At 43.7% G+C, this 12,733-nt stretch carries 11 protein-coding genes and 2 pseudogenes; all 13 read left to right on the plus strand.

All coding sequences use genetic code 11. The features are described 5' to 3' along the window. Positions 1 to 2 precede the first annotated feature (2 nt). The 13 genes and pseudogenes from LCY76_RS12005 to LCY76_RS12065 all read left to right on the plus strand — a co-directional run bounded on the left by LCY76_RS12005 (position 3) and on the right by LCY76_RS12065 (position 12,702). The gene (locus tag LCY76_RS12005) at positions 3 to 1,490 is read left to right on the plus strand and encodes an aldehyde dehydrogenase family protein (RefSeq protein ID WP_248252837.1); all 1,488 of its coding nucleotides are present in this window, start codon (positions 3 to 5) and stop codon (positions 1,488 to 1,490) included. Beyond that, a complete protein-coding gene (locus LCY76_RS12010; RefSeq protein WP_248252838.1) occupies positions 1,487 to 2,665 on the plus strand; it encodes an iron-containing alcohol dehydrogenase in 1,179 nt (392 codons plus the stop codon). The genes LCY76_RS12005 and LCY76_RS12010 overlap by 4 nt, the downstream gene beginning before the upstream one ends. A gap of 31 nt (positions 2,666 to 2,696) precedes the next feature. Continuing rightward, complete coding sequence (locus LCY76_RS12015) at positions 2,697 to 3,527, plus strand: R2-like ligand-binding oxidase (protein WP_248252839.1); 831 nt, start codon at positions 2,697 to 2,699, stop codon at positions 3,525 to 3,527. A gap of 19 nt (positions 3,528 to 3,546) precedes the next feature. Then, a complete protein-coding gene (locus LCY76_RS12020; RefSeq protein WP_248254660.1) occupies positions 3,547 to 4,971 on the plus strand; it encodes a sodium:solute symporter family protein in 1,425 nt (474 codons plus the stop codon). Positions 4,972 to 4,991: 20 nt separating this feature from the next. Continuing rightward, positions 4,992 to 6,410 carry a UbiD family decarboxylase gene (locus tag LCY76_RS12025; protein ID WP_248252840.1) on the plus strand — a complete coding sequence of 473 codons (1,419 nt, stop codon included), beginning with the start codon at positions 4,992 to 4,994 and terminating at the stop codon, positions 6,408 to 6,410. A 95-nt stretch (positions 6,411 to 6,505) separates the two neighbouring features. Then, a pseudogene (locus LCY76_RS12030) lies at positions 6,506 to 6,929 on the plus strand (diadenylate cyclase); the annotation flags it as partial. Between the two features lie 143 nt (positions 6,930 to 7,072). Then, positions 7,073 to 7,664 (plus strand): annotated as a pseudogene (locus tag LCY76_RS12035) (DinB family protein). Beyond that, positions 7,612 to 8,469 (plus strand): DMT family transporter, encoded by an 858-nt coding sequence (locus LCY76_RS12040; RefSeq protein WP_248252841.1) that lies wholly within the window; start codon positions 7,612 to 7,614, stop codon positions 8,467 to 8,469. The pseudogene LCY76_RS12035 and the gene LCY76_RS12040 overlap by 53 nt, the downstream one beginning before the upstream one ends. A gap of 249 nt (positions 8,470 to 8,718) precedes the next feature. Next, complete coding sequence (locus LCY76_RS12045) at positions 8,719 to 8,889, plus strand: hypothetical protein (protein ID WP_248252842.1); 171 nt, start codon at positions 8,719 to 8,721, stop codon at positions 8,887 to 8,889. A gap of 56 nt (positions 8,890 to 8,945) precedes the next feature. Beyond that, positions 8,946 to 9,995, plus strand: a complete 1,050-nt coding sequence (gene desA / locus LCY76_RS12050) for a Delta(5) desaturase DesA (protein WP_248252843.1) — start codon at positions 8,946 to 8,948, stop codon at positions 9,993 to 9,995. 116 nt (positions 9,996 to 10,111) lie between these two features. After that, positions 10,112 to 11,239, plus strand: coding sequence for a sensor histidine kinase (locus LCY76_RS12055; RefSeq protein ID WP_248252844.1), 1,128 nt, complete (start codon positions 10,112 to 10,114; stop codon positions 11,237 to 11,239). Further along, a complete protein-coding gene (locus LCY76_RS12060; RefSeq protein WP_248252845.1) occupies positions 11,236 to 11,835 on the plus strand; it encodes a response regulator transcription factor in 600 nt (199 codons plus the stop codon). The genes LCY76_RS12055 and LCY76_RS12060 overlap by 4 nt, the downstream gene beginning before the upstream one ends. A gap of 321 nt (positions 11,836 to 12,156) precedes the next feature. Further along, the gene (locus LCY76_RS12065) at positions 12,157 to 12,702 is read left to right on the plus strand and encodes an RDD family protein (protein WP_248252846.1); all 546 of its coding nucleotides are present in this window, start codon (positions 12,157 to 12,159) and stop codon (positions 12,700 to 12,702) included. Positions 12,703 to 12,733 lie beyond the last annotated feature (31 nt).

The following is a 12,733-nucleotide window of genomic DNA, read 5'->3' on the forward strand; positions in this document are numbered from 1 at the left end:
CGATGTCAACTATCGTCCATAAAAAGATACCCACTTATTATAATTTTGCAGGCGGCGAGTGGACAGAAGCGACTTCTAAGGAGCTGATAGAATCGTTTAATCCGGCGACCGGAGAACTGGTCAGCTATTCGCAAAAATCGAATATTCAGGATGTATCCCAGATTATAGAGTCAGTACAGCATTCATTCCTGACAAGTGATTGGTCAATGAATCCTAAGCGCCGTTATGAAGCATTGCATTCGTTGGCCGAAAAAATGACAGAAAAGCTGGAGCACCTTGCTCTCATCCTCACGATGGATCAGGGAAAGACCATTCGCGAGTCGCGGATCGAGCTGTCAGGCTGTATTGATACACTGAAGTATTTTGCAGGAGCCGCACGTTCTGTCTTTGGCCGTTCCATGCAGCTTGAACCTGATAATTTTGGTGTCGTTGTAAAAGAGCCGGTTGGCGTGGTGGGAATCATATCACCTTGGAATTGGCCCGCGTTGCTCATGATTCGTGAACTCGCACCTGCTCTTGCTGCCGGTAATGGAGTTCTCGTCAAGCCAGCAAGCCTTACTCCTTCAATATCCGTAGAGATCTTTAAGCTCATTGCTGAAATTCCTCATTTTCCAAAAGGGATCGTTAGCATCGTGACCGGTCCAGGAAAGTCCATTGGAGCAGCCATGGCAGCCAGTGACAAGATCGACATGATCAGCTTTACGGGGGACACCTCTACTGGCAAGTCCATCATTGAAATGGGAGCAGGAAATGTCAAAAAAGTAGCACTCGAACTTGGCGGGAAATCTCCGAACGTCGTCTTTGAGGATGCAAATCTTGATAAAGCTGTTCCGGTCATCGGCCGTTCCATTTTTATTTCCGCAGGCCAAATCTGCATGGCCGGTTCCAGGGTGGTCATTCATGAATCCATTAAAGACGAAGTGGTCAAACGTCTAAAAGAATATGCCGAACAGCTGCGGGTGGAAAACGGGCTTCTGGAAACGGCTGATATGGGGCCGTTGGTCTCACAAAGCCAATTGGATCTTGTTGAAGAGTATTGTGAAATCGGCCGGAAAGAAGGAAGAATCATTACTGGCGGCTACCGAATGGCTGGCGAAACATATGATCAGGGCTTTTATTTCGCTCCTACCATCATTGATGGGCTCATGGCCGGCAGCCGCGTGGTCAAAGAAGAAATTTTCGGGCCTGTTCTCGCTGTTCAGACATTCTCAACGGAAAAAGAAGCACTTCACATTGCGAATGACAGTGATTTTGGTTTGTCCGCCGGTGTATGGACATCGGATCTCAACCGAGCGGTACGGATGTCCAAAGGGATCAAAGCGGGAACCGTCTGGATCAATACGTACAACAAAAACTTTCCTGAAACAGAATTTGGGGGTTACAAGCAGAGCGGTTTAGGAAGAACAAGGGGAGTGGATGGCCTGATGGAATATTGCGAGACGAAGCATGTGCATATTGAAATAGACCCTCGTGAGGGGGCTCCTCTATGAACATGAGTTCTATAGTAAAACAGACAGGGCAGGACTTCTCCTTTCATTTGCCTACGCGGATAGAGTTCGGGTATGGAAAATCCTCCCGCCTTGCGGAGAACCTCATAAATCTTGGTGTGAACAGAGTTTTTATCGTCAGTGATAAAGGGGTGGAATCCGCCGGATTATTGAGCGGAATCATTTCATCGCTGCAAGATTCAAAGATTGTCAGCGAGCTCTATCTTGAGGTAGAGCCTGATCCGAGTCTTGAAACGATTGATCGTGGAGCCGAGTATTTTCTATCGGGGCACTATGATTGTCTCGTTGCAGTAGGAGGCGGAAGTGTCATAGACACTGCAAAAGGGATTAGGATTGTAGCTAGCCAGGGCGGCAGCATCCGCGATTATGCAGGAGTCGATAAGATCGTAGGCTCCTCAGCTATTCCGCTGCTTACGATACCAACCACATCCGGGACAGGGAGTGAGGTGACTATCTTCGGTGTTTACTCAGACTGGAAGAACAATGTGAAAGTGACCGTCACCAGCCAGCATATGGCTCCGACTCTTACTATTGTTGATCCTGAACTGACCATGGGGTTACCAGAAAATATGACCGCAGCCTCCGGAATTGATGCTCTGGCCCATGGAATCGAAACCTTCTTTTCCTTACGGTCGTGCCCTGCATCCGATGCACTGGCCACTGAAGCGATTACCACTGTCGGTTCCCACCTTAGACAGGCTGTTGTGGACGGAAAAAATAAGGAAGCACGAATTGGAATGTCGCACGGAAGCTTACTGGCAGGGATGGCGTTTAACAACGGCTTCCTTGGGCTTGCCCACGCTATTGGAAGTGCTCTTTCCGGTCACTGCCATGTTCCTCACGGAATAGCCATCGGCTTGCTCCTCCCCCGCGTCGTTGAGTTCAATGCTCAAGTGTGCCCACTTAAAGCGGCTAAGATTGCGCAGTTGTTGGGGGTTGAGGGAGAAGACGAAACACAGTTGGCCGGTCAGGCGGCTAAAGCAGTGGCTTTCCTGGTGCGGGAAATTGGACTGCCTACCCGGTTGAAGGAATTGAACGTCCCTGAGGACAGGCTCGCTGCAATTGCAAGTGACTCTTTTCAAAGCGGGATGATGAGGTTTAATCCCCGGCAGCCAGCAGAGGCTGACGTTCTGGATCTGTTAAAGCGAGTTTACTAGAATTCACAAACAAAACGGAGGCGGTTTTTTAATGAGCGATGATTTGATTCTTAGTTTGGAAAAAAGTACAGACGAGGTAGCCTGGAATTTATACCGGAAAGCGATACGGTTTGGAACGTGGGATCCTGCTGAGATCGATTTAACCCATGACAGAGATGATTTTGAAGCACTTGATCAAGACCTGAAAGATTACCTCATTCACTTTTGCACCGGATTTCTTGATGCAGAAGAGAATGTTGCCTTAAAATTTTGTCCCTGGATCATGCTTGGGGCATCCACCCAGCAACAAGCCTTCCTCAGTACTCAGTTGTTGGAGGAATTCAAGCATACCGAATTTTTCCTTCGGTACTTTGAAGAGGTACTCGGCATCAAACGTTTACATGGAGTGCAAAATCTCGTTCAGCAAAAGCTGGATGAGCGGGGCAAAATGATGCTCAATGCACTGGAAGGCAGTCTAGAGGAACGCGAAACTGCCCTCGTTGAAGGATTGACTCACTACCAGGGAATCATTGAAGGTGTACAAGCCATGGCGGGGTACGATGTATTTGAGGATGTTTATGGAAGTAAAGGACTCCTCCCCGGGTCGAAAGAAGGCTTCAAACGTATAAAAGAGGATGAAGGCCGCCACGTGGGCTTTGGGCTTCGCATGTTAAAGCTGCTCGCAAGAAATGAAAAGCACGCCAATAGAATACGAGAGATTTATAGTGAATATCTTCCCTACATTTTGATTCGCTACGATCAGCCGGTAGTGGTTGGCGGACGCGAGGTTCCAACCCCGGTGGAGGTGAACGGCCGGCAGCGGGTGACGAAGCTTTTTGAAAGGCGCCTGAAGGACATATTCGGAGTGCGATCCGTGAGTTAAATAAGGAGGGAATCGCTTGGTGACAGCCCGTGCCATAATCATAGGAATGGTCATTTTGTATGTGCTAGCCACTGCTTTTCTTGGACTATATACGAAGAAATTCTCAAAAAGCTCGGACAAATACATGACAGGAGGAAAAGCTTTCGGCCCTTTTATTATCGGGGTCTTGATGATGTCTGAATTCATAGGCACCGGCTCTACGATTGGCACCGCGCAAACCGCTTTTTCTAGAGGAATTTCGGCTTCCTGGAACTTAATCACACTCGCGTTTGCTTTCGCTTTGTTTGCCTACACACTGGCAATAAAGTTCCATGAGCGTGGAGAGTATACCATTTCTGGGGCTATATCGAAAACTTACGGAAATGGTGCGAGAACAATTACCTCAGTCATTATGATTTATGCCCTAAGCGTGGTCAACGTATCAATGTACGCGGGAGGGGCGGCGACCTTATCTGCGATTATTCACGTCCCCCATGCGATGGCAGCAATTGTGGTGGGGGTAGTCACAGTTGTTTACGTTACCTTGGGCGGAATGTTTGCGGTTGCTTATACCAACCTTATTCATGCGTTTTTTAAATATTTGGGATTAATTCTGGCAGTCTCGTTTGGTTTAACTGCAGCAGGCGGTTTTTCAGGTCTGTCGCTGCAGCTAAAGCCAGCGATGTTTGACTGGACAGGCATTTCATGGCCAACCATTATTGCATGGACCATCGCCAACATTGGCTCTATTTTTTCTACTCAATACATCATTCAGGCGGTTTGTTCGACCAATGATGATGCCAACGCAAAAAAAGCAAGTATTTACGCAGGGGTGTTCGTTATTCCTGTAGGAATCATGGCCGCTCTCATTGGGATGACAGCCTCTATATTGTTTCCGAATATCGTTTCTTCCGAGGCTTTTCCGATGTTGACTACCCTTATGAATCCTTTCCTTGCGGGTCTTGTGATCTCCGGATTAATCGCCGCGGTTTTTGGAACAGTGGCCGCCTCAACAATTGGAGCAGCTGCCCTATTGTTAAAAGACTTTTATACTCCGCTCTTTAATAAAGAAGGATCAGACAATAAATCACTCAGGTTTTCAAGAGTGGCGACCATTGTGATGGGACTTTTACCTATTCCGTTCGCCATTTTTACCCCGGAAATACTAAACACAATCTTTTTTGCCAGGGCACTCCGTACAACCATCGCCGTTATCGTAGTTTTGATGTTTTATTTTCCCCGTTTCAGCAGCGGAATAGGGGCTGCCCTTGGAATGGTATTCGCTGTAATTACAACAACATTTTGGTTTCTTGCAGGAAACCCGTTCGGTATCGATAACATTTATATCGCTGCTGTTGCATCTCTTATCGTAATGGGAATCGATCATTTTTGGCGAAAAAACAAAACTGTGGTTCATGAGGAACGTTCAAATGAAAATAACGGCCACCAATACAAGGTGCAATAGAGATAAGGGGGAAAGGTGTAATGAAGGCAAGAACATTTCGTACATGGCTAGCTCACCTTGAATCGACAGGGAGGCTGGTGGCCATCGATAAAAAAGTGAGTCTGGAGTATGAGATCGCTGCTGTCGCAAAGAAACTGGACGGCAAAAAAGCGGTATATTTTTCAAATATTGAGAACTATGGGATGCCTGTCGTTTCGGGGATATGTTCTACAAGAGATGACTTTGCTGAAGCATTGGAAACAGACCAATATGGAATCATTCCAAAATTCACTGAAGCGGTAGCTTCACCAAAAGCATGCAGAAAAGTGAGCAACCAAGATGCCCCGGTAAAGGAAAATATCATCACCGAGAACATCGATTTGCTTAAGACCTTTCCTATTCCCGTCCACCATGAGATGGATTCTGGAAATTACATTACCGCAGGCCTGTTCATTACCCGTGATCCTGTGACCCGAAAGCAAAATGTATCCATTCATCGCCTGCAGATTTCTGGAAAGGATAAACTGGGAGTACTTTTGCTGCCGAGGCACACCTTTCATTTGTACAAACAGGCAGAGGAGGAAGGAAGGGCGCTCGAATGTGCCATAGTTATAGGAGTGGATCCTGTGACACTTCTTGCTTCACAGGCGAGTACCCCATTCGGGATAGATGAGCTGGAAATCGCCAGTGCTCTGCGATCAGAACCACTTGAGACCGTTCGTTGTGAAACGGTGGACATTGATGTGCCTGCCTATGCGGAGATCGTTTTAGAAGGTAAAATCCTCCCTCATATTCGGGAGCCGGAAGGACCGTTTGGGGAGTTCCCTAAATATTACGGCCCGCGGAGTGACAAGGAAATTGTTCAGCTAACCGCCGTGTCACACCGAAAAGACCCGATCTTTTATACGATTATCCCGGCTGGATACGAGCATCTTCTGCTCGGGGGCATTCCACGTGAGGCTAGCCTCATTCAAAGTGTCCGCCAGACTGTGCCTTCTGCCGTTGCGGTTCACATGAGTCCAGGCGGGACATGCCGTTATCATGCGGTCGTATCCATAAAAAAGCGAAACAAAGGTGAAGCTAAGAATGCCATCCTCGCTGCCTTCGCAAACAGTTTTGATATAAAGCACGTGGTTGTCGTCGATGAAGAGGTAGATATATTTAACATGGAGGAAGTAGAATGGGCAATTGCTACGCGTTTCCAGGTGGACAAGGATTTAGTGGTAGTAGAGGGGGCGCAAGGCTCAAAACTCGATCCGTCCACAAATGACGGGTTCGGATCGAAAACGGGATTTGACTGTACAGTTCCACTTAACAGTGAACCGATGCGTTATAAACGAATTTCCATTCCGGGATACGCAAATATGGACATCCAGGAGTACCTAAACGAAACATCATCAGGGGTAAACCCAGAGCATCTTGAGTATGGCAACAGGAGGAATGATTCCTTGATCAGCTGATCAATGACAGCTGGTCTTTTGTCTCTACCGTTACGTTTATAAGTCAACGGGAAGAGGAATGCTAACTCCCAGCAGCATCATTTTATTAAAATTTTTATTTGTCTCCCTATACAGAAAAACACCTTGAAATTTCAACTTGTATCCAGCATCTCTCCAGTCAAAAACATGGAGCGCTCCATCGAACGGGAACAGCCCTTGGAGACGATGATCAGTGCGGGCAATTCGATCGGAGCAACATTAACGTTTCCGTTATTAGAATCCATTTTTTATCCGGGAAATCCTCTTTATGATGGAGCGGTCTTAATTCGAGGTGACCTTATTATTTCGGCAGCAAACGTACTTCCCTTATCCAAAATTCATTCAAGTTCAAAAAAACTGGGAACCCGTCATCGAGCAGCCATAGGATTGACCGAGATTAGTGATGCACTGGTACTCGTGGTATATGAAGAAACGGGCAGAGTTTCGTTCTCTGTGGATGGAAAGCTGTATCCGATAAACATGTCCGGTTCAATCGTTTAAAGTATAGGCAGTGCATCAAAAGCAGACCATCCGTCTGCTTTTTTATTTGGGTCTTTCTGTCGGTTTTTTCTTTTGACGATAACGAATCCCATTTCTGGAGTATAATTGACTTGAGACCATAACAAGTACTGGGGAGTGATTGGATGGTTTTAGATTTAATTGGAGAGCCGGGAATGGAACCTGTAGTTGGAATGCTCTACTCAATGGTAGACGGAAATTACAAACGGTTAAAAACAATTGTTGCAGGTATGTCACAAGAGGAATTAATTAGATTATAAAGGTCCAAACCAAAAATATAACAGTACCGCGCAGTTAGTAAGGCACTTAGCATACGTGGACCTCAAATGGATATTTAGAATCAAGGGTGAGGCGGTGCCGAGGGAACTTGAAGAGAAATTTGGGCCTAGTTTTGATAAAAACGACCAATTGCCGCAGCTGAAAGGGATTTCTCTGGATGTGCTCATGACTGATTATGATCATGTTGTACAGATGATTAAATCAATGTGTTATCAGTTAACAGACAAACAGTTACATCAAACCGTTGAATATGAAAATGGCTACAAAGCCACATTCCAATGGGGTATTTGGCATATCGCAGACCATAACAGATATCATCAGGCACATATTAATCAACTGCGTAAATGGTTTAGCCAAAAATCAGAGACAAGAGAGGATCAACATCATGAAAAAAGGGATTTTACTATTGGTGGCGGCAACCTTTCTTTGGGCAGGTAATTACATATGCGGCCGGTATTTAGCACCGGCCTTGCCAGCAACTTTATTAAACACTATCCGTTGGGCTATTTCAACGGGGCTCCTGTGGGGATTACTGATGCTTAACAAAAAACCATTCCCGATCATTTCTAAGTGGAGAGAATTTGTAATACAAGGGTTTCTTGGCATATTCGCCTTTTCTACATTAAACTATTTAGGTCTTAAATCGATTAGCGCATCACAAGCAGGGATGATATCAGCAGGTATACCCATTACCATCTTATTATTCACTCCTTTTTTTCTTGAAGAAAAGATCAAAACAAAAGCATGGATTGGTGCAGCAATCTCAATCTTTGGCGTGATTCTCTTGGTTGAGGGAAGACAAGCAAACTCTTCTCAAGGTTCAATTGTTGGACAAATTGAAATTCTCTTATCATGCTTGGCTTGGGGAATGTATACAGTACTTGGTAAGAAATATGGCAAAAAGATAGATCCCCTTACCATGACCGCTGGAGCCGGTTTCTATGGGACGATTTTTAGTGCGATAAGCTGTATTGGAACGGTACATCCAAATATGATACATATGACGAGAAATGCATGGATTTGTATTTTCTATGTGAGTACATTTGCTTCAGTTATTGCGTATTTTTCGTGGAATACCGGAGTGAAAATTGTAGGAGCAGGGCGTGCAGCTCCATATATTAACCTTCTCCCAGTTTGGACTGTTTTGTTAGGCGTTCTATTGTTGCAAGAACATATATCTGGAATCACCCTTTTAGGCGGAATAGTTACAATTCTTGGAGCTGTGCTAGCAAGTTTAAAATAGTATAAAAATACCCGGAAGAGGACGACCAGGAGTGGTGGGACGACAGCCATCATTTTTGATCGTCCTCTTTGTGTTTAATCATATTAACAATGCAAAGTAACAAACTCAATAATTTGAAAGTATTATCTTAGTGAGTTAATTAGCATGATAGTTCTGATCTTTTTTTTATTCTCGTTCGGTTACAACTACTCTCATGGCAATAAGATAATTTTGTTAGTACTTTTTCTAATAGGATTTGTGGGTTGGGCTATGAATAAGGCGATTGGAAAGATGCTTGGATCAAGAAATATTAAAATTCATCCGTTGTTTTTATCCGTCGTTGGATTTATTACCTTTATGGCAGGTCTTCAATGCTCCTCATCAACAAGGAGAATCATGCATGACATTTATCATACTTTGGACATGACACGTATGTCTTAAAAGACCAGACTCCCATCTTTATACTTGAGTTGAACCAATGGGAGGGAAACATACTAATGACGAAACAAAAAAATGTTAACTTACGAAAACAAGTAGCCCCATATGAAAAACCGAATACGAAAAATAGTGTAGCACAGCTCATTAATACGCTTGTTCCATTTTTTCTATTGTGGTACCTGGCTTACGAAAGCCTGTCCATTTCCTATTTCATCACTTTGCCATTAACGATTATTGGAGCGGGATTTTTGACGCGGATCTTTATTATTTTTCATGATTGCTGCCACCATTCATTCTTTAGAAATCGAAAAGCCAATAAAATAGTGGGAACGATTACAGGAATTCTTACATTATTCCCGTATCACCAATGGCAGCATGAACATAACATCCATCACGCTACAAGCAGTAACTTAAATAAACGCGGTACAGGTGACATTTGGATCCTGACGGTAGATGAGTATTTAGCTGCATCTTTTTGGAGCCGCATCGCTTATCGATTGTACCGCAATCCGATCGTGATGTTTGGTCTTGGCCCGATATATGTGTTTCTGATTACGAACCGCTTTAATCGAAAAGGAGCAAGATCGAAAGAACGCATGAATTTATATATTACGAACCTTGCTATAGCTGCATTGGCCGCATTGCTTTGCTGGACCATCGGCTGGGAAGCATTCTTGCTTGTTCAAGGTCCTATTTTCTTCGTATCCGGAGTTGCAGGCATTTGGCTGTTCTATGTACAGCATCAGTTTGAGGACTCTTATTTTGAAAAAGACGAAGATTGGGATTACGTGAAAGCCGCTATGGATGGGAGCTCATACTACAAGCTTCCGAAAGTCCTGCAATGGCTGACAGGCAATATTGGATTTCATCATATTCATCATTTAAGCCCAAGGGTGCCAAATTATCACTTGGAAGATGTTCATAGTATTGATTCAACTTTCCAAAATGTACAAACGATCACGCTTGCTTCAAGTCTTCGTTCCTTGGGATTCCGTCTTTGGGATGAGGAGAGCAGAACGTTTGTCAGCTTTAAATACATTAAAAAGATAAAAGCAAAAAAGGATAATACGAGAGCGGCCCATTTAAAATCAAGCTTGAGCGGCCGATAACAAATAAAGTCCTGAAAGCAGGTGTAAAACCCTTGTTTTCAGGACTCTATTCTGTCTTCAAAAGTAATTGTGATAAGATAGCGATAGGCATTCAACACCGCAAAAGAGGGTTCAATATGAAAAAGATCTATAAGCTGTTTCAAATAAATACCGGGATTTCTCCGTATGTGTGGAGCGTTTTTAGTATTTTGCCGTTTTATTTTATTTTTCAATCTTCATCCACGAAACAAATTGTCGTGGGTATTTTGCTGACCATTTTATTCTTTATCACCTATCGTTTTGCCTTCATATCAAAAGGGTGGCCTGTTTACGTATGGGCTAGCATTCTAATTGCTATATCGATTACCATGACAAGCCTTTTTAACTATGTTTATTTTGCATTTTTTCTTGCTTATTTTATTGGTAATATAAAAGAACGTATTCCTTTTATTTCCTTATATATTATTCATCTCGTCAGCACGACTGTCTCTTTTAACTTCAACATCGTTTTTCAAGATGAGCAGTTCTTAAAACAATTGCCTTTTATCATCATCATTTGGATCAGTATCATCCTTATGCCTTTCAGTTTATATAATCGAAAAAAGCGTGAGCAGCTGGAAGAACAATTGCAAGACGCGAATTCTGTTCTAGTAAAACAGCAGGAACGCCAGCGGATTGCCCGTGATCTTCACGATACTTTAGGACAAAAACTTTCACTGATCGGGTTGAAAAGTGATTTGGCCAGAAAGCTAATTGACAAAGACCCCGAGCAGGCTCGTTCTCAGTTGAACGACGTACAGCAGACCGCTAGAACAGCACTGAACGAGGTCCGGAAAATGGTGTCTCAAATGCGGGGGATTCGATTAGAAGAGGAACTCATCAACGTGAAACAAATACTTAAAGCGGCGCAAATTGAATATGTAGGTGAACAAGAATTAAACCTCACGAATGTTTCCCTGCTGATCGAAAATATTTTGAGCATGTGTCTGAAAGAAGCGGTAACCAATGTCGTAAAGCACAGCGGCGCGACAACCTGTCATATCTCCATCAAACAATCGTTAAATGAAATTATGATTTCCATACGGGATAACGGAGCAGGAATAAGAGTAGATGAAGATATGACAAAAGGCCACGGACTACTAGGAATAAAAGAACGGCTTGAATTTGTCAACGGTCATCTGGAGATCTTTTCAGAGGAGGGGACGACGTTAATCATACAAGTACCGAATGTAATAAAATCGCCGGAAAAGGAGGGAGACAAATGATTCGGATCGTTATTGCGGAAGACCAGCAAATGATGTTGGGGGCACTGGGTTTGCTGCTTAATTTGGAAGAGGATATGGAAGTGGTCGGAAAGGCAAGCGACGGAGAAAAAGCGATTTCGCTTGTTCATCAGCATCAGCCTGACATATGTATCATGGATATTGAAATGCCAGTAAAAACGGGACTTGAAGCAGCGGAAGAACTGAAAGGATCAGGCTGCAAAGTAATGATTTTAACGACATTCGCTCGTACAGGATATTTCCAGCGGGCATTTAAGGCGGGGGTCAGAGGGTATTTGTTGAAGGACAGTCCGAGCGAAGAATTGGCAAGTTCCATCCGCAGTGTGATGGCAGGCAGGCGAATCTATGCCCCGGAACTCGTGGACGATGCATACAGTGAGGAGAACCCTCTAACTGACCGGGAAAAAGAAGTTTTATCCCTAGTGGCTGATGGTAAAAACACAAAAGAAATCGCCGATCAGCTTTCCATCAAAGCTGGAACGGTACGAAACTATATTTCAACGATATTAGAAAAACTTGAAGTCACCAATCGGATTGAAGCCATTACCAGATTCCAGGAAAAAGGCTGGTTTAAATAAGTTTCCCGCACGTTATTGCTTTGTCCGTGACCAGTGTAATTATCATTGGTCAAGTACTTAAGGAGATGAATCAATGAATTCTTCTTCAATTAGCGGTTTATAATATAATTTAACGGTCTCTGGGACTGATAGTTACACTACAAGTGTGTAAAAGTCAGCTCAGCGGCCTTTTTGTGTTTCTAGAAGCCTATTCAAATAATCGAATAGCAGTCTTCCAAATAAAAAACTGGAAGAGCAGCTTATTTTGAATATTATCCTGAATAACCAAATAGTGATATTAGGAACTGCTGTGCAGGAGGATGAAGATGGGAGTTGAAAACAGTGGAGCACCAACATAAAAATCTAAAAAACGCATCGCTCGGAACACGTATAATCGCTTTTTTGTGGGACTATGTTATCGTTTCGTGTTATCTCTCCTTGCTGTTCGGAGTATCCTTTATTGCACGACCGATGCTATTACCGTTGTTCAGGGAAAGCTCTTTATCTGCGGAAATTACCGGATTTCTATTAATTACACTGCCAGTATATCTTTATTTTTCCGTAAGTGAGGGATCGAAATTTCATGCGACATGGGGAAAACGAAAAATGGGGATTATGGTAGTGGGCGTACGAGGCCAACCCATCGGACTTGGGCACTCGCTTTTCCGTTCCGCGCTAAAATTTGTCCCTTGGGAGCTTTCCCATTTTACCATTTGGCATATTGCCATTCCTTCTGAGTTCCCCGATTATTTGATTTATATATTATTAATAACTGTCTATGGACTTGTATTGATTTACTTGATAAGTCCCTTGAAAAGCAAAAATAAACAAACTGTTTATGACTCTATCGCGGGGACAGTTGTTAGGTACAAGTACGAGAACTATTGATTTACAGGAGATTTTCTAACCCAAACCGTAT

It is taken from the genome of Fictibacillus marinisediminis (genome assembly GCF_023149135.1).
Taxonomy (GTDB): Bacteria; Bacillota; Bacilli; order Bacillales; family Fictibacillaceae; genus Fictibacillus_C; species Fictibacillus_C marinisediminis.

What these genes read in the sequence shown, in the direction of transcription:
- LCY76_RS12005 (WP_248252837.1), top strand. Translation starts at nt 3, where the DNA reads ATGTCAACTATCGTCCATAAAAAGATACCCACTTATTATAATTTTGCA.
- LCY76_RS12010 (WP_248252838.1), top strand. Translation starts at nt 1,487, where the DNA reads ATGAACATGAGTTCTATAGTAAAACAGACAGGGCAGGACTTCTCCTTT.
- LCY76_RS12015 (WP_248252839.1), top strand. Translation starts at nt 2,697, where the DNA reads ATGAGCGATGATTTGATTCTTAGTTTGGAAAAAAGTACAGACGAGGTA.
- LCY76_RS12025 (WP_248252840.1), top strand. Translation starts at nt 4,992, where the DNA reads ATGAAGGCAAGAACATTTCGTACATGGCTAGCTCACCTTGAATCGACA.
- LCY76_RS12040 (WP_248252841.1), top strand. Translation starts at nt 7,612, where the DNA reads ATGAAAAAAGGGATTTTACTATTGGTGGCGGCAACCTTTCTTTGGGCA.
- LCY76_RS12045 (WP_248252842.1), top strand. Translation starts at nt 8,719, where the DNA reads ATGAATAAGGCGATTGGAAAGATGCTTGGATCAAGAAATATTAAAATT.
- desA (WP_248252843.1), top strand. Translation starts at nt 8,946, where the DNA reads ATGACGAAACAAAAAAATGTTAACTTACGAAAACAAGTAGCCCCATAT.
- LCY76_RS12055 (WP_248252844.1), top strand. Translation starts at nt 10,112, where the DNA reads ATGAAAAAGATCTATAAGCTGTTTCAAATAAATACCGGGATTTCTCCG.
- LCY76_RS12060 (WP_248252845.1), top strand. Translation starts at nt 11,236, where the DNA reads ATGATTCGGATCGTTATTGCGGAAGACCAGCAAATGATGTTGGGGGCA.